This window comes from Pseudomonas sp. B21-041, from assembly GCF_024748675.1.
Lineage (GTDB): Bacteria > Pseudomonadota > Gammaproteobacteria > Pseudomonadales > Pseudomonadaceae > Aquipseudomonas > Aquipseudomonas neuropathica.
Genome location: NZ_CP087175.1, coordinates 5,023,079 through 5,040,124 on the forward strand (window position 1 = coordinate 5,023,079; position 17,046 = coordinate 5,040,124).

The 17,046-nt window shown below is 60.5% G+C and carries 15 protein-coding genes; 5 read left to right on the forward strand and 10 right to left on the reverse strand.

Annotation, left to right across the window (positions count from 1 at the left end):
* Nucleotides 1-244: 244 nt before the first annotated feature.
* The 6 genes from LOY43_RS22295 to LOY43_RS22320 all read right to left on the reverse strand — a co-directional run bounded on the left by LOY43_RS22295 (nt 245) and on the right by LOY43_RS22320 (nt 7,660).
* Entirely contained in the window at nt 245-1,300 is a 1,056-nt protein-coding gene (locus tag LOY43_RS22295; protein ID WP_095048250.1) for an ABC transporter ATP-binding protein, read from the reverse strand.
* A 13-nt stretch (nt 1,301-1,313) separates the two neighbouring features.
* Entirely contained in the window at nt 1,314-2,162 is an 849-nt protein-coding gene (locus tag LOY43_RS22300; RefSeq protein ID WP_258708740.1) for an ABC transporter permease, read from the reverse strand.
* Nucleotides 2,159-3,067: an ABC transporter permease gene (locus LOY43_RS22305; protein WP_258708741.1), complete on the reverse strand. Its 909-nt coding sequence runs from the start codon at nt 3,065-3,067 to the stop codon at nt 2,159-2,161. The genes LOY43_RS22300 and LOY43_RS22305 overlap by 4 nt, the downstream gene beginning before the upstream one ends.
* A gap of 186 nt (nt 3,068-3,253) precedes the next feature.
* Entirely contained in the window at nt 3,254-4,357 is a 1,104-nt protein-coding gene (locus LOY43_RS22310; protein WP_095048253.1) for an ABC transporter substrate-binding protein, read from the reverse strand.
* A 217-nt stretch (nt 4,358-4,574) separates the two neighbouring features.
* Nucleotides 4,575-6,023, reverse strand: a complete 1,449-nt coding sequence (locus LOY43_RS22315; RefSeq protein ID WP_258709944.1) for an aldehyde dehydrogenase family protein — start codon at nt 6,021-6,023, stop codon at nt 4,575-4,577.
* Nucleotides 6,023-7,660, reverse strand: coding sequence for a 5-guanidino-2-oxopentanoate decarboxylase (locus tag LOY43_RS22320; RefSeq protein ID WP_095048254.1), 1,638 nt, complete (start codon nt 7,658-7,660; stop codon nt 6,023-6,025). The genes LOY43_RS22315 and LOY43_RS22320 overlap by 1 nt, the downstream gene beginning before the upstream one ends.
* Before the next feature lie 224 nt (nt 7,661-7,884).
* Here LOY43_RS22320 and LOY43_RS22325 point away from each other — a divergent pair, with 224 nt between their 5' ends.
* The gene (locus LOY43_RS22325; RefSeq protein WP_095048255.1) at nt 7,885-8,766 is read left to right on the forward strand and encodes a LysR substrate-binding domain-containing protein; all 882 of its coding nucleotides are present in this window, start codon (nt 7,885-7,887) and stop codon (nt 8,764-8,766) included.
* A 357-nt stretch (nt 8,767-9,123) separates the two neighbouring features.
* On the opposite strand, the gene LOY43_RS22330 is transcribed toward LOY43_RS22325, so the two are convergent.
* The gene (locus LOY43_RS22330) at nt 9,124-9,738 is read right to left on the reverse strand and encodes an NAD(P)-dependent oxidoreductase (protein ID WP_258708742.1); all 615 of its coding nucleotides are present in this window, start codon (nt 9,736-9,738) and stop codon (nt 9,124-9,126) included.
* Between the two features lie 45 nt (nt 9,739-9,783).
* Nucleotides 9,784-10,662 (reverse strand): MBL fold metallo-hydrolase, encoded by an 879-nt coding sequence (locus LOY43_RS22335; RefSeq protein ID WP_220556922.1) that lies wholly within the window; start codon nt 10,660-10,662, stop codon nt 9,784-9,786.
* A 114-nt stretch (nt 10,663-10,776) separates the two neighbouring features.
* Here LOY43_RS22335 and LOY43_RS22340 point away from each other — a divergent pair, with 114 nt between their 5' ends.
* On the forward strand, nt 10,777-11,682 hold the full coding sequence (locus tag LOY43_RS22340; RefSeq protein ID WP_258708743.1) for a LysR family transcriptional regulator: 906 nt from the start codon (nt 10,777-10,779) through the stop codon (nt 11,680-11,682).
* A 218-nt stretch (nt 11,683-11,900) separates the two neighbouring features.
* The gene (locus tag LOY43_RS22345) at nt 11,901-12,077 is read left to right on the forward strand and encodes a hypothetical protein (RefSeq protein ID WP_176471308.1); all 177 of its coding nucleotides are present in this window, start codon (nt 11,901-11,903) and stop codon (nt 12,075-12,077) included.
* 59 nt (nt 12,078-12,136) lie between these two features.
* Here LOY43_RS22345 and LOY43_RS22350 read toward each other — a convergent pair whose 3' ends face one another.
* On the reverse strand, nt 12,137-13,021 hold the full coding sequence (locus tag LOY43_RS22350) for a helix-turn-helix domain-containing protein (protein WP_093430541.1): 885 nt from the start codon (nt 13,019-13,021) through the stop codon (nt 12,137-12,139).
* Nucleotides 13,022-13,207: 186 nt separating this feature from the next.
* Between LOY43_RS22350 and pobA the strand changes: the two genes are divergently transcribed.
* Nucleotides 13,208-14,392, forward strand: coding sequence for a 4-hydroxybenzoate 3-monooxygenase (gene pobA, locus LOY43_RS22355; protein WP_220558894.1), 1,185 nt, complete (start codon nt 13,208-13,210; stop codon nt 14,390-14,392).
* Nucleotides 14,393-14,471: 79 nt separating this feature from the next.
* Nucleotides 14,472-15,989: an MDR family MFS transporter gene (locus tag LOY43_RS22360; RefSeq protein WP_258708744.1), complete on the forward strand. Its 1,518-nt coding sequence runs from the start codon at nt 14,472-14,474 to the stop codon at nt 15,987-15,989.
* Between the two features lie 131 nt (nt 15,990-16,120).
* Here the strand turns inward: LOY43_RS22360 and LOY43_RS22365 are convergent, their stop codons facing one another.
* On the reverse strand, nt 16,121-16,969 hold the full coding sequence (locus LOY43_RS22365) for a cache domain-containing protein (protein WP_095048261.1): 849 nt from the start codon (nt 16,967-16,969) through the stop codon (nt 16,121-16,123).
* Nucleotides 16,970-17,046 lie beyond the last annotated feature (77 nt).

The window sequence follows — 17,046 nt, forward strand, 5'->3', positions numbered from 1 at the left end:
GATTTTTCAGGTCGATGGATAACGCCTGACACCTCGGTCGGCTCCCTCTACCCCAGGAAAGGGGACTGAATGGGGGATATTGAAGAAGTACGCTGACCTGAAAGTACTTTGCCGAATCCATAATCGACTCGATATCTCAGGTCGATGGATAGCGCCAGACACCTCGGTCGGCCCCCTCTCCCTCCGGGCGGTCCGACGTTTCGGGAGGGCTGGGGTGAGGGGCGATTTGGAGTCAGCCCCCAATCTAAGCCCCCAACACCCGACAAGCGTCCGCCGGCAACGTCACCGACACCGGATGCCCAATCCCCAACCCGATCCCCTGACACGGCGTACTCAACGCCGTAAACGTCACCCCGGAACACTCCACCGTCGTCTCGATGGTCGCGCCGATATCACGCACAAACGTCACCTTGCCGAGCAATCGATTCCCCGCCGTCGCTTGCGGTGCGGACAGTTGCAGGTCTTCGGGGCGAATCAGCATCTTCACCTTCTGCCCGACGACAATGCTGCTGCAGATCGGCACTTGCAGCGCGTCACCACCCGGCAGGCTGACCTTGCCATCGCCCAGCGCCGTGGCCGGGAAAATATTGCCCGAGCCGATGAAGTCCGCGACAAACTCATTGGCCGGATGCCGATAGATTTCGATCGGCGTACCGACCTGCTGCACCTTGTGTTCGCCCAGCACGACGACGATATCGGCCATGGTCATCGCTTCGCGCTGATCGTGGGTGACCATGATCGTGGTGATGTTCAGGCGCTGCTGCAGTTGGCGGATTTCCACCTGCATCGACTCGCGCAGCTTGGCGTCGAGCGCCGATAGCGGCTCATCGAGCAGGAGGATTTTCGGGTGCGAAGCAATCGCCCGGGCAATCGCCACGCGCTGCCGCTGGCCGCCGGAAAGTTTCGCCACCGGGCGATCGATCATCGCCTGCAACTGGATCAGCTCCAGCAACTCGACCACGCGCTTGTGTTGATCAGCCTTGCTGACGCCGCGCAACTTCAGCGGGTAGGCGATGTTCTCGCCAACGGTCATGTGCGGGAACAGCGCCAGCGACTGGAACACCATGCCGAAGTTGCGCAGGTGCGCCGGGGTCTGGCCGATGTCTTCGCCGTCCAGACGAATCTCGCCACCACTCAAGGTTTCCAGCCCGGCGATCATCCGCAGCAAGGTGGTTTTGCCGCAGCCGGACGGGCCGAGGAAACACACCAGTTTGCCTTCCGGCAAATGCAGGTTGACGTCTTGTACCGCGCACGCCGAGCCGTAGAATTTCTCGACGTTTTCCAGAATCAGACCAGTCATGTTGCACCTCAAATCAAAAGGAAACGCCGCCCTCGCCCACCAGCTTCTCCAGCGCCCAGATCAGGACGAAGTCGATCAGCACGATCAGCACGGCAAACGAGAACACGGTAGGGTCGAGCGATGACACGGTGCGGCTGTACATCCAGATCGGCACGGTCATGACGTCGATGGTGTAGAGGAAATAGGTCACGGTGAATTCGTTGAACGAGACGATGAACGCCAGCAGCATGCCGGCCAGAACCCCCGATTTCATCAACGGCACCACCACATCGACAATTGCGCGCAACGGCGAAGCGCCAAGCATCCGCGCCGCTTCCTCGACCTCGCTGCCGATGGAAAGCATCGCTGCGGTGCAGTTCTTCACCACAAACGGCAGCGCCAGAATCACGTGGGCAATCACCAGCCGCGAAGTGGTCAGGTGGAACGGCAGGCTGTCGAACACCAGCAGCAAGGCCAGGCCTAACACCACCATCGGGAACACCAGCGGCAGCGACATCAGTTGCAGCGCCACGGCCTTGCCACGGAATTCGCAGCGGGTCAGCGCATACGCGGCAGGCACCGCGATCAGCGTGGCAAAAACCATCGTCAGGCACGACACCAACAGGCTGGTGGCCATGGCCTGACCGAGGCTGAGCACGTCGCTGGCGTCCGGCGAAACAAAGGTGTGCCAGGCCGCTTTGTACCATTGCAGGCTGTAGCTGCTCGGTGGGAAGTCGAGGTTCGACGCACCGCTGAACGACATGACGATCATGGTCAGGATCGGCAACACCGCCAGCAGCAGAATGAAGCCGGAGAGGATGCCGGCGAACTTGCCGGTTTCGCCGGGCAACAGCACCATGCGCTTCTTGGTCAGGGCACTCATTGCGAAGCCTCCAGCAGACGCCGACGACGGCCAGTGATGTATTCAGAGAGAGTCATGACCGCCAGCGTGGTGACAATCAGCACCACCCCGGCTGCCGACGCGGCGGGCCAGTTCATCAGCGGCGCGATCTGGTCATGCACCATCACCGCCAGCATCGGCACGCGACGGCCACCGAGCAGCAACGGCACCACGAAGCTGCTGGCGTTGTAGGCGAACACCAACGTTGCACCGGTGATGATCCCCGGCAAACTCATCGGCAGAACCACTTGGCGGAACACTTGAAAACGGCTGGCACCGAGGGTTGCGGCTGCTTCTTCATAGCTTCGCGCGACGCCGCGCATGGCGCTGGCAATCGGCAACACCGCGAGTGGAAACGCTGTTTGCACCAGGCCCATCAGAACGCCGTTCTGGTTGTACAGCAACATGATCGGCCGCCTGATCAGGCCGAGGCCCATCAGCGCCTGATTGAGCATGCCGCCGGGACCGAGAATCACCAGCCAGCCGTAGCTTTGCAGCAGCAGATTGACCAGCAGTGGCAACAGCACCGCTGCGAGGAAAATCCGCCGCAGAAACGGCGAGGTCAGCCGCGACATGGTGTACGCCACCGGGATCGCCAGCACCACGGCAATCACCGCGCTGATCAGCGCCAGACGCAAGGTCAGCAGCAAGGATTTCAGGTAATAGGGTTCGAGCAACTGGGCATAACTGGCCAGGCTGAAACCGCTCCATTCCGCGCCTTTGGTGCCGACGCTCATGCGTAGCACCAACAGGCTGGCGGCGATCAGCACGCCGAGAAACAGCATCGACGGCGTGAGGAAAAGCCACGCCCGCGCTGTCGGAGAAATACCGCGCGCCGGACGCACATCGCCGGCGCCAACCGGTTGGGTCAGGGATTGATGTTCCATAGCAATGATCTCGTCAATGGAAGAACAACTGACAAACACAACCTTCAAATTCACTGAGAAACCTGTGGGAGCTGGCTTGCCAGCGATAGCAATCTGTCAGTGACATCATTGTCGACAGGAAGGCCGTCATCGCTGGCAAGCCAGCTCCCACAAGGGTTTGCGGTGTTCTGAAGGTTTGTGTTCGGCTCAGGAAGAAAAAATTTCCGTATAGCGACGAATCCATTGGTCATGCACGGTGGCCAGGAAGGCGTTGTCGTGCATGATCGCCTTCTCGGCAATCTGCTCCGGCGTCAGAATGAACGGGCTCTTGCGCGCTTCGGCGGAGATGATCGCCTTGGCGTTGACCGGGCCGTTGAAGATGTCTTCGGCCATCTTGCCCTGCACCAGCGGGTCGAGGGAGTGGTCGATAAACGCGTAAGCCAGATCGGTATCTCCCGGCCGATTCTTCGGCATCACCGAAAGCATCAGGTCGGTGTAGAAACCTTCCTTCATGCCGAACGTAGCGCCGAGGCCGTAGTTCGGATCGCGGATCTGCTTGGGAAAAAATGCCGGGGCATAGAGGCCGCCCATGTCCAGCGAACCGGTGCGGAACAGCTCGGCAATCTGGTTCGGGTTTTCGCCCAACGTCACCACGCGATCCTTGAGTTCGGCGAGTTTCTTGAAGCCCGGTTCGATGTTGTGTTCGTCACCGCCGGCCAGTTTCGCGGCGATGATGATCAGGTCCATCGCCTCGGTCCAGTTCGGCGGAGGCAGGAAAATATTCGGCGCCAGATCGGCATCCCACAACGCGGCATAACTGCTCGGCGCCTCTTTCTGGGTGCGAGTGCTGTAGACCAGACTGTTGCACCACAACAGGTAACCGATGCCGTGGCCATTGGCGCCAGTGCGGTATTTTTCCGGGACGTCGATCAGGTTGGGAATACGGTTGAGGTCGGGTTTTTCCAGCAGCCCGGCGGCCGCCAGACCTTCGGCACCGACGCCGGCCAACGTGATGATGTCGTACTGCGGACGATCACCGCCGGCCTTCAGTTTGGCGACCATTTCCGAAGTGCTGCCGGTGCGGTCGGCGATGACCTTGGCGCCAGTCTTGGCTTCGAACGTGGCGGCGATGTTGCGCAGTGCCGCGAGGCCGGTGTCATCCGACCAGGTCAGCAAACGCAGGGTCTTGCCGGCGAACCGCGTGTCGCTGGCGCTCGCCCGGATGAAGGGCATGCTCAGGGCGGCCGCAGCCACCGAGGCGACGCCGACGGTTTTAATGAATTGACGCCTGTTCAGATCGTGCTCGCCCATGACGGACTCCCTTTGTTCTTTTAAGTATGAGGTTGGTCGCAACCGTTGCATCCGCGCGGCCGAATCCGCTGCAGGCCTTGTTTTCAAAGGCCTGCAGCGCTGCCGACGGGTTCATCCTGAGGTCGTGCAAAACACCTGACTATCGAAAAAAACTCATTGAAGCCATGACGTCGACGCATGCCTCGTTGCGAGGCATGCGCTCACCTTTTTCGGGCGTTCAGAGCGCCCGGATCACGTGTTTGATTTCCTGAAACGCGGCCAGGCCCCACGGTCCCAATTCGCGGCCGATGCTGCTCTGCTTGTAACCGCCCCACGCGGTTTGCGGGAAGATCACTTGCGGCGCGTTGAGCCACACCAGCCCCGCCTGCAGGGCGTTGGCGACCCGCTCGGCGGTCTCGGCGTTACGCGTCACCACACTGGCGACCAGGCCGAATTGGCTGTCGTTGGCCAGGGCAATTGCCTCGGCTTCGCTGCTGAAACTGCGCACACACAGCACCGGACCGAAAATCTCTTCGCACCACAGCGCACTGTCGAGGGGCACGTCGGTGAACACGGTTGGCTGCAAAAAATATCCGCGCGGCAGATCTGCCGGACGATTGCCGCCGCACACTAGCTTCGCGCCAGCGCTCAGACCCCGGTCGATGTGACCAAGCACGCGCTGGTATTGCGCCTGATTGACCAGTGCGCCCATCTCCACGTCCGGGTCGAACGGATCCGCCACGCGAATCGCCTGCGCACGCTTGTGCAAACGTTCAAGGAATTCATCCGCCAATTCATCGGCAACCAACACACGGCTGGTGGCCGAGCACATCTGCCCGGCATTGAAGAAACCGCCACCGCAAGCCAACTCGACCGCTAGTTGCAGATCCGCATCTTCGAGCACCAGCAGCGAAGATTTGCCGCCCAATTCCAGACTCACGCCCTTCACCGTTTCGGCGGCGCGCTGCATCACCTGGACACCGACGGCGTTACTACCGGTGAAGGAAATCTTGGCGATGCGCGGATCCGCCGACAGTGGTGCACCGACCGCCAGGCCAGTACCGCAAACGACGTTGAACACGCCGTTGGGCAGGCCGGCTTCGGCGATGATCGCCGCCAGCTCCAGCTCTGGCAGCGGCGTGACTTCCGACGGTTTCAGCACCACGCAGCACCCGGCGGCGAGGGCCGGCGCGAGTTTCCACGCGGTGGTGACCATGGGGAAATTCCACGGCACGATCAGCCCGACCACGCCGCACGGCTCGCGGCGCAAGCGTGCGCTGAAATCATCGCTGGGCAGTGGCACGTTGCTGTCCTGTCTGGCGTCGAGGCCTTCAGCGAGTTCGGCGTAGTACTCGAAGGTGGCGATCACATCGTCGACGTCGATGGCCGCTTCGAACTGCGGTTTGCCGTTGTTGCTCGATTGCAGTTTCATCAAGTGATCGCGACCGTTGCGCACGCCATTGGCGATGTTGCGCAGAATCGCGCCGCGCTCGGCACCGCTGGTTTGCGACCAGTCCTTGAATGCTTCAGTCGCAGCGCTCACGGCCTGGCTCACCGCGTGCTCGTCACCACCATTGACCGTGGTCAGCAACGCCTCAGTGGCCGGGTTGATCACGCGCAGATGTTCGCGGCCGGCCGACCATTGGCCGTTGATGTAGAGGCCGTCGAGTGTGGTTGGAAAATTGATCACTTGGCCACCGCCTGCATCCACTGGTTCTGGTCGATTTCGATTACGCTCGGGCCTTGGCGATCGGTCGCGGCACGCAGTGCGCTGCGCAGTTGTTCCACCGAGTTGATCGCTTCGGCGGCGCAGCCGAGGGCCTTGGCCACGCCAATGAAGTCCGGGGTGTAGATGTCGACGCCGACCGGTTCGATGGCGCGGTTGACCATGTATTTCTTGATCTCTTCGTAGCCCTGGTTATTCCACAGCAGGACGATCACCGGGGTGCGCGCTTCGACGGCGCTGGCCAGTTCCGGCAGGGTGAACTGCAGACCGCCGTCGCCGATCAGGCACACCACCGGTGGCCGTGCACCTTTATCGGGTTGCCCACCGAGCCATGCGCCAATCGCTGCCGGCAACGCATAGCCGAGGGTGCCGTAGCCGGTCGACGAGTTGAACCAGCGACGCGGACGCTCCGGATTGAAGGTCAGGTTGCCGGTGTACACCGGTTGCGTGGAGTCGCCGACGAACACCGCGTCGGGCAATTCGTGCAGCACGGTTTCGAGGAAACGGGTTTGCGCCAGCGTCGGTGCATCCCAGGTCGCGGCCAGATCATCTCGCAGACGCGCCGCGCGTACCTGGCCCCAATCGTTGCGGCGCTCGGCCAGCGTTTTGTGCGACAAGGCGCTGAGCAATGCCTGCGCGGCATTGCGCGAATCGGCAACCAGGGCGACGTGTGGCGGATAGTTACGCACGGTCTGATCGGCGTCGATGTCGATGCGCAGCAGCTTGCCGGGAATCTCGAAACCACCGGCGAAGGTCACGTCGTAATCGGTTTCGGCCAGTTCGGTGCCGATCGCCAGTACCACATCGGCATCGGCGACCAATTCGCGGGTGGCGACCAGGCTTTGTGTCGAGCCGATCAGCAGCGGATGCGTCGACGGCAACAGACCTTTGGCGTTGATCGTCAGCGCTACAGGTGCGTCGAGCAGTTCGGCCAGTTCGGTAAGCTCTGCTGCGGCATCGATCGCACCGCCACCGGCGAGAATCAACGGACGTTGGGCGCCGGCCAGCAACGCGCTCATACGGCTTACGGCAGCGGGCGCGGCACCGGCGCGGTCGATGTTGACCGGAATACTGGCGAGCAGCTCATCGGCCTCTTCCACCAACACGTCCAGCGGAATTTCGATGTGCACCGGACGCGGACGCCCGGCCTGGAACAAGGCGAATGCGCGAGCGAGCACGCCGGGCAATTCCGACGCCGACATCAGGGTGTGAGAGAACGCCGCGACGCCAGCGACCAGTGCGCTCTGGTTCGGCAACTCGTGCAGCTTGCCGCGCCCGCCGCCCAACTGGTTGCGGCTCTGTACGCTGGAGATCACCAGCATCGGGATCGAGTCGGCGTAAGCCTGGCCCATGGCGGTGGTGATGTTGGTCATGCCCGGGCCGGTAATGATGAAGCACACACCCGGTTTGCCGCTGGTCCGCGCATAACCGTCGGCCATGAAACCGGCGCCCTGTTCATGTCGTGGGGTGACGTGGTTGATGCTCGAACGGGCCAGCCCGCGATACAGCTCCACGGTGTGCACGCCAGGAATGCCGAACACCTGCTCGACCCCATAACCTTCGAGTAACTTGACCAGTACTTCGCCACACGTCGCCATGTCATTGCCCTTTTGTCAGCTAAAAACACAGATCCCTTGTGGGAGCGAGCCTGATCGCGAAAGCGCTGGATCAGCCAACATCAATGCTGAATGTGAAACAGCCTTCGCGAGCAGGCTCGCTCCCACATGACCTGAACATGGGCTCATTGAACGGTCGGCAGGTAGCGGCAACAATCGATTAAAAGTCATACTAGCCATGTCCTCACGTCATACCTTGGATCCCCATGAAACGACTGCCTCCCCTGCCCGCCCTGCATACGTTTCTGATCACAGCGCAGTGCTGCAACTTCACCCGGGCCGCCGAGCAGTTGCATATCACCCAGGGCGCGGTGAGCCGGCAGATCGCCGGGCTGGAAGATCATCTGGGGTATGAACTTTTCATTCGTCTGGCCCGTGGCCTGGAGTTGACGGCCGAAGGCCGGGAGTGGTTGCCACGGGTGGAGAAGGTCTTCGGTCTGATCACTGAGGCCACCGAGCAGATCGGTCTCAAGCGCGAAACCCTGCAACTCAAGGCGCCAAGTTGTGTGATGCGCTGGCTGGTGCCGCGCCTGCTGCAATGGCAAAAGGAACGCCCGGATGTGCCGGTCAAACTGACCACGACGTTGGCCCATGGCGTGGATTTTCAGCGCGAGCAGTTCGACGCGGCGGTGATCTACGGAACGCCGCCGGACAACTCCTCGACCGCGCTGCATCTGTTCGATGAACAACTGACTCCGGTTTGCTCACCGGCACTTTTGAAAGGCCCACCGGAACTGTCCGACCCGGCCGATCTGCAACAGCATCTGTTGTTGCATCCGACCCGCGATATCCAGGACTGGACGGTGTGGCTGACGGCAGCCGAGTTGCAATTGAACAATGTGAACATGGGCCAGCATTTCGAGACGCTGGATCAGGCGATGTCGATGGCGTCGCATGGGACGGGGGTGGCGATTGGCGACTGGTCGTTGATCGGCGATGACTTGCGCGCGGGGCGGCTGGTGATGCCGTTTGCGTTGAAGGTGAGGACGGGGTTGGCGTATTACGTGGTGGTGCCTGCGGGAACCGAGCCTTCGCCGCAGTTGGAGGAACTGATGATCTGGCTGGTAGAGCAGGCGCATTTGCGGTGAGGCTTTTTCCCTCACCCTAACCCTCTCCCAGAGGGAGAGGGGACTGATTGGGGGATGCTCTGGAGATACGCCGACGTGAAATTACTGCGTTGAATCCATAATCGACTCGATCACTCAGGTCGATGTACAACACCAGACACCTCGGTCGGCTCCCTCTCTCTCCCTCCGGGAGAGGGGACTGATTGGGGGATGCTCTAGAAATACGCCGACGTGAAATTACTGCGTTGAATCCATAATCGACTCGATCACTCAGGTCGATATACAACGCCAGACACCTCGGTCGGCTCCCTCTCCCTCGGGAGAGGGCTGGGGTGAGGGGGGAAAGATCTAGAGCCAGACCCATCCCTCAGAAACGCCTCAGTACCCGACAGTAAACCGCTGACGCGAATGCTTCGGCGTTTCCACCTCGTCGATCAGCGCAATCGCGTAATCGGCAAAGGTGATCCAGCTACGCCCCTCGGCACTCACCAGCAAATGATCCTGGCCAACACGAAACTTGCCGCTGCGCTCACCTTCGACAAACTCTGCCGAAGGTGACAGAAAGGTCCAGTCCAGATCTTTCTCCGAACGCAAGGCATCAAGGAAAACCGCGCCAGCGCTGGCTTCAGCTTTGTACTCCGCCGGGAAACCCGCACTGTCGATCACCCGAGTGTCGTCCGGCAGCAACAACGAACCAGCACCGCCGACCACCAGCAAGCGCTGCACGCCCGCCTGCTTCACTGGCCCGACAATCGCCGCCGCAGGCACGGTGGCAAAATGCGCGGCGGTGATCACCACATCGTGACCGGCCACCGCGCCCTGCAACGCGGCCGAATCCAGCACATCGACATTCTTGCTGACCACACCGCTACGGGCGCCGATCTTCGACGTATCGCGGGCAATAGCGGTAACGCTATGGCCGCGACGCAGGGCTTCTTCCAGCAGTTGGCTACCGGCACGGCCGGTGGCACCAATGATTGCGATCTTGCTCATGACATTCTCCAGTTGGCTTGAGAGTGCTGCGTTTTCAGAATCGGCTTACCACTGCATTTCGCCCTTGGCGACTTTCGCGCTCAGCTCCAGCGAACTTTCTTCGCCGAGTGTCGGGTAGCGCTTTTTCATCGCGGCGATCAGTGCGGCGGAATCTTTGGCCTTGGCGGTTTCCGCGTCGAACGCCTTAATGTAGTCGGCGGTGAATTTCACGCTGGCCAGCGAGCGGCGGCTGTCACCCAGGTAGTGACCCGGCACCACGGTGTTCGGTTTGAGGGTTTCGATCGAGTGCAACGTTTCCAGCCAGTCGGCGTGGGATTGCGCGCTCTGGGTATCGGCCATCCATACGTGGATGTTCTCGGCGACAACCACACCACCGACCACGGCTTTGAGCGACGGGATCCACACAAAACTGCGATCTGGTTGTTTGCCGTCGAGGCCGATGACCTGCAATTTCTGCCCTTCGAGCATCAGGCTGTCACCCTTGAGCACGCCCGGCACGATGGTTTTCGCCGGAACGTCGGCGCCCATTTTCGGGCCCCAGAAGGCCAGTTTGCCGGCGACGGTTTTGTTGATGTGATCAACCGTCGGTTGCGAGGCCAGTACCTTGGCCTCCGGGAATGCCTTGGTCAGGGTATCAAGGCCGAAGTAGTAATCCGGGTCGCCATGGCTGATGTAGATAGTGGTCAGGTGCTTGCCGCTGGCGCGGATCTTTTCCACGACTTGCTCGGCCTGGGATTTGCCGAATTGCGCATCAACGAGGATCGCGTCTTTCTCACCGCTGACCAGCACCGAGGTCACCGGGAAAATCGCGTTTGTCCCTGGGTTGTAGACATCCAGGGTCAGATTGGCAGCCGCTGCATGCGCGGCGAAACCCAGAGAAGCAGTGGCGAGCAGAACGCGTTTGAGTGTGGTGAAACCGATCATCTGTTGCTCCGGTGTCCGAATGCCGTGTTTGGCGATGGAACAGAGCTTAGTTGCCTGACTCAGTACAAAAAATGCGATGCTTGAACATAGTTTGTTTCTGAAAGCGGGCAAATCATGGATCGTCTCCAAGCAATGCGGGTGTTTGTCACCGTGGTGGACCTGGGCAGCCAGTCGGCAGCGGCCGATCATCTGGACCTTTCGCGGCCGGTGGTTTCACGTTATCTGGCAGAGCTGGAAGACTGGGTCGGCGCGCGCCTGATGCACCGCACCACGCGCAAGTTGAGCCTGACCGCCGCCGGCAGTGAGATTCTGCCGCGCTGCCGGCAGATGCTAGAACTGTCGACGGACATGCAGGCCTCCGTCAGCGAACCCCACGACGCCCCGCGCGGGCTGCTGCGGATCAGCGTCAGCACTTCGTTCGGCCAGGCCCAACTGGCGGATGCGATGGCCGCCTACGTCAAACGCTACCCGGGGGTGAGCATCGATCTGCAAATGCTCGATCGCACGGTGAATCTGGTCGATGAGCGCATCGACCTAGCGATTCGCACCAGTAACGATCTCGACCCCAACCTGATCGCCCGACGCCTGACCGTTTGTCGTTCGGTAGTCTGCGCCGCGCCCGCTTATCTGCAGGAGCAAGCGGCGCCATTGCGGGTCGAGGAGTTGAGCCAACACAACTGCCTGACGCACTCGTATTTCGGCAAAAGCCTGTGGCATTTCGAGGAGGATGGCGAACCGGTTTCAGTGCCGGTGCAGGGCAATATCAGCGCCAACGAGGCCAGCACGTTACTGCGCGCCACCCTGGCCGGCGCCGGGGTGGCGATGCTGCCGACCTATCAGGCCGGGGTGCATATTCACAGCGGCGAACTGGTCCGCCTGCTGCCCCATGCCGAGCCGCGACAGATGAGCATCTATGCGGTGTATGCCTCACGCAAACACATGCCAGCGGCGCTGCGCAGCATGCTGGATTTTCTGGTGCTCAGATTCCCCGAAAACCCCGAATGGGATACCGGCCTGTAAATCCGATCCACTGTGGGAGCGAGCCTGCTCGCGAAAGCGTCCGTTCAGCCAACTTTTCAGTAACTGAGACACGGCTTTCGCGAGCAGGCTCGCTCCCACACTGACTATCAATGTGCTGAATGGCCGGTTAAATCCTCAAGCACACTCGCTGGCAACTCCCCAGCGCTGACCTATGCTGAAAGTAATACCGCAGGGTATGTCGTTCAGAGGTCTACGCCATGAACATCAAAACAAGAAGGTACGTCGCGATTTTCATCACCTGCGCCGCCACGCTGGCGCTGTACGGCACCGCTGCCTGGCGGGTCGAACAGCAGCGACAACTGCCGCGCGAGTATGCGAGCTGCAACTTCGAGCGCTGCATTCCGCACAATGCCACGCTGAACGCGCTGCGCTGATATTCAACTGTAGGCGCGAGCAGGCTCACTCCTACAGGGAGGGTTGTGATGTCAGTGGATTACTGCTCGGCCTTCAGACGGTCGCGGAAAGCCTTTGGTGAAATCCCCACCCGGCGCCGAAACAGGCGCGTGAAGTTGGTCGGATCGGAAAATCCCAACAACTCCGACATCTCGTAAATCGTCATGCTGGTGTAGGTCAGCAAGCGCTTGGCTTCCAGCAACTGACGCTCGTGCATGATCTGCAACGCCGGTTGCCCCGCCAGTTCACGGCAAGTGCCGTTGAGGTGCGATACCGAAATCCCCAGCCGATGCGCAAGGTCTTCAACCTTCACGTGTTGGCGGTAAGTCTCCTCGACCAATTGAATAAAGCCATTGAGGTATTCGCGCTGACGTTGCGGCCGCTGACTGGCTTTGTGCCGCACGATCGCCTGACGGCTAACCCAGACCATGATCACGCTGACCAGCGAATGCATGAGCATTTCCCGCGCCGGTTGGTGGCCGTTGTACTCAGCCTGCAACGCCGAAAACAGGCTGTTGAGGTAATCACCGTCGGTGCCTGCCGGGTAGTTTTCTGCACTGGCCAGTGCGTGCACCGAATCGCCCAGTTGCGCCTGCAAGTGATTGATCAGCGGTGTGGCGAGGGTAACGATGAACCCTTCGACGTCTTCGGAAAAGCGAAAGCCGTGCACCGATAACGGTGGCAGCACTTGAATCGCCGGGGTTTGGAGTTGCGTGCGCTGCCCTTCGATCTCAAGCTCTGCCTGACCTTTGAAGACGAAGAGCAACTGGCACAAATCAGCATGGCGGTGGGGTTTGATTTCCCACTCATGTTCGCGACTGCGGGAGGAAATGGTTTCACAGTGCAGCAAGTCAGGGGTCGGCCAGTCCAGGCTTTCACCGTAGAGCTTGAACACTGGAATCGAAGGCAGCTCAGGCTTGTTCATCACTTCAATCCAGGCCTCGGGGTTGTGGGCGATAATCGCACCGATTGGCAGAATGTACAGGTATCAGCTCAGTTTTCACCTTCAATTGACAGACCCGCAAGGGAAAAATGCAAGCACTCGATCCATAAAAAATATTCACCGGCGCTTGTCGCGTGAAGCTTGCGAGCCATAAAAACAATGAAAACGCTGAAAACCCAAGTCGCCATTATCGGCGCCGGTCCGTCCGGATTGCTCCTCGGCCAGTTGCTGCACAACGCTGGTATCGACACCCTCATCCTTGAACGCCAGACACCTGATTACGTGCTCGGACGCATTCGCGCCGGGGTACTTGAACAAGGCATGGTAGAGCTGTTGCGTCAGGCTGGCGTGAGTCAGCGCATGGACGCCGAAGGTCTGGTGCATGGCGGTTTCGATCTGGCCCTGGACGGACGTCAGGTGCACATCGATCTGCACGCGCTGACCGGTGGCAAGAGCGTGATGATCTACGGCCAGACCGAAGTCACTCGCGACCTGATGGCCGCTCGTCGGGAGGCTGGCGCGCCGACGATTTACCAGGCGAGCCATGTCGTTCCTCACGACATGAAAAGCGACGAGGCATTTGTCACCTTCGAAAAGGACGGCGAAATCTTTCGCGTCGATTGCGACTACATCGCCGGCTGCGACGGCTTCCACGGTGTCGCGCGGCAGTCGATTCCGGCCGATAGCCTGAAGGTCTTCGAGCGGGTTTATCCGTTTGGCTGGCTGGGGATTCTGGCCGACACACCGCCGGTGCATGAAGAGTTGGTCTACGCCCGCCATGAACGTGGCTTTGCGTTGTGCAGCATGCGCTCGGCCACCCGCACGCGTTATTACCTGCAAGTGCCGGCGGATGAAAACGTCGATGACTGGAGCGATCAGCGTTTCTGGGATGAGTTGAAAAAACGCCTGCCAGTGGAGCTTGCCGAAAAACTGGTCACTGGCCCGTCAATTGAAAAAAGCATCGCGCCGCTGCGTAGTTTTGTCGTCGAGCCGATGCAGTACGGGCGGATGTTTCTGGTCGGTGACGCCGCGCACATCGTTCCGCCGACCGGCGCCAAGGGTTTGAATCTGGCCGCCAGCGACGTCAGTACGCTGTTCAATATTCTGTTGAAGGTTTATCGCGACGACCGCACCGATCTGCTGGAGAAATACTCGGAAATCTGCCTGCGCCGCGTGTGGAAAGCCGAGCGCTTTTCCTGGTGGATGACCTCGATGCTGCATCGCTTCGATGATCACGATGCGTTCAGCCAGCGCATCAGCGCCTCGGAACTGGACTACTTTGTCAGTTCAGAAGCAGGGCGAAAAACCATTGCAGAAAATTACGTCGGACTTCCTTATGAGGCTATCGAATAGCCTGCTACCGACTTACACTGGCGAGCATCCCCGCTCGCCTGACGATCTGCGGGACTCTCACTGCCCGCAGGTTTTGCCCGTGACCAATCTCAATCACCCCGAAACGCCCAAACCGGCCATTCGCAGCGTGCTGGTCGCGCTGATGATGGCGATCTTTCTCGGCGCGCTGGACCAAACCATCGTCGCCGTGTCGATGCCGGCCATTTCTGCGCAGTTCAAGGACGTCAGCCTGCTGGCCTGGGTGATTTCCGGGTACATGGTCGCGATGACGGTGGCCGTGCCGATCTACGGCAAGCTCGGCGACTTGTATGGGCGGCGCAAACTGATGCTGTTCGGCATGGGCCTGTTCACCCTCGCCTCACTCTTTTGCGGCATGGCGCAAAGCATGGAGCAACTGGTGCTGGCGCGGATCCTTCAGGGCATCGGCGCCGGCGGGATGATCTCGGTGAGTCAGGCAATCATCGGCGACATCGTGCCGCCGCGCGAACGCGGGCGCTATCAGGGTTACTTCAGCAGCATGTACGCGGTGGCCAGTGTCGCCGGCCCGGTACTCGGCGGTTACATGACCGAATACCTGTCATGGCGCTGGGTATTTCTGATCAACCTGCCGCTGGGCCTCGGGGCTTGGTGGGTAGCGCGGCGCAATCTGCGTGGCCTGCCGATACCGCAGCGCAAACCGATCATCGATTACCTCGGCACCGTATTGATGATCATCGGCCTGACCGCACTGCTGTTGGGCATCACTCAGGTTGGTCAGGGGCATTCGTGGCGCAGCAGCGAAGTGCTCGGTCTGCTCGCTTGTGCGGTGGTGGTGTTGGCGCTGTTTGTCTGGCACGAGCGTCGGGCGCGCGAGCCGTTGCTGCCGATGCACCTGTTTGCCAACCGCAATGCCCTGCTGTGCTGGTGCACGATTTTCTTCACCAGTTTCCAGGCGATTTCGTTGATCGTGCTGATGCCGCTGCGCTTTCAGAGTGTCACCGGGGCCGGGGCCGACAGTGCCGCGTTGCACTTGCTGCCGCTGGCGATGGGGCTGCCGATTGGTGCGTTTTTCGCCGGGCGTCGCACGTCGATCACCGGGCGCTACAAACCGCAGATTCTGACCGGTGCGATGCTGATGCCGGTTGCGATCTTCGGCATGGCGCTCAGCCCGCCCGAGGCGACGCTGGTCAGTGGTCTGTTCATGTTGCTCTGCGGTATTTCCAGCGGCATGCAATTCCCTACTTCGCTGGTCGGCACGCAGAACTCGGTGGAGCAACGCGACATCGGCGTTGCGACCAGCACCACCAACCTGTTTCGCTCCCTCGGCGGCGCAGTGGGCGTGGCGCTGATGTCGGCGCTGTTGCTGGCGTTGCTGCAGGACTCCAGCTTCGCCCATCTGGCGAGCAGTTCGCTGATGAGCGAGGGCCATTCGGGCAACGTCCTGCTGGATGGTCTGAACGCCGCGCCGGGGGATGCGCAAAATGCCTTGCGTGCGGAGTTGCTGGTGACGTTCCGGCATTTGCTGTGGGTAAGTGCGGCGGTGTCGTTGCTGGGATTGGCGGCAGCGATTGCGATGCCGAACAACCTGCTGCGCGGGCGCGAGCACGGCGCAAAATAACTGTCTCCCCTTGATCATTCCCACGCTCTGCGTGGGAATGCCTCAACGGACGCTCTGCGTTCGGCTTTGGATGGGACGCAGAGCGTCCTGGGCTGCATTATTCCCACGCGGAGCGTGGGAACGATCATCCTTCAAGGGCTGTAGTAACCCACGGCGACAAGGAAGTGCCCGGCCTTCTTCAGGTAAGCATGTTTATCCTCAACCTTGCCGGTCACCGGGTTCTTCCAGCGGTATTCATATTCACCCTCATCCTGCTTGCCGATCAGCGCCAGAATCGGCTCGCCCACCGGTTTGCCTTCCGGATCCTTGACCTTGCCGAAGTCGGTATTGATCAAGCGCAGATTGGTGCCGTGGGCGACATAACGCTGGGTATTCAGATCAACGACGAACACGTACAAGTCATCCTGCAAGTAGCCGCCCTTGAGCGAATTGATCGCGGTCAGCGTGCCCTTCTCGTCTTTGCCCAAATCAGTCGCCGCTTTGTCGAGCAACGCCTTGGCCTGCTCGGCCGACGCTCGCGGCAAGTAGTAACCCACCGCCAGAATCCGCTCGCCGATGCGTTGATAAAACACATGCTTACGCTCGACCTTGCCGTCCGACCAGTTCTGCCAACGATACTCTGCCTGCTGGATGCCGTTGCCTTCCGGCACTTTCAACGCGTCCTTGAAGGTTTTCTGCAAATCCGGGCCGAGGACTTCACTGACGTCACGACCGATCAACGCTGATGAAGGCCCGCCGCTGGCGAGCATCACGCCTTTAGTGTCGACCACGAACACGTAGCGATCCTTGTCGACGAACTCGCCCTGACGGCTGAACGCGGCGAACGCCTTGTCGCCATTGTCGTGGTAATAGGCCAGGGCTTTTTCCAGCAAGGCGATGGCGGCCTGACTGTCATCCTTGGCGGTCGTGGCGGCGCTGGCCTGGCCGAAACCGGCCAGTAATATCACGCCGAGCCAGGCCACTTTATGCAAAAACCCCATAGCGCATCCCTCGTTCTTGTTGGTGTTTCAAGAGCGTAGACGGCTTGGGGTGATGTACGAGTATTCAGAATGATGCA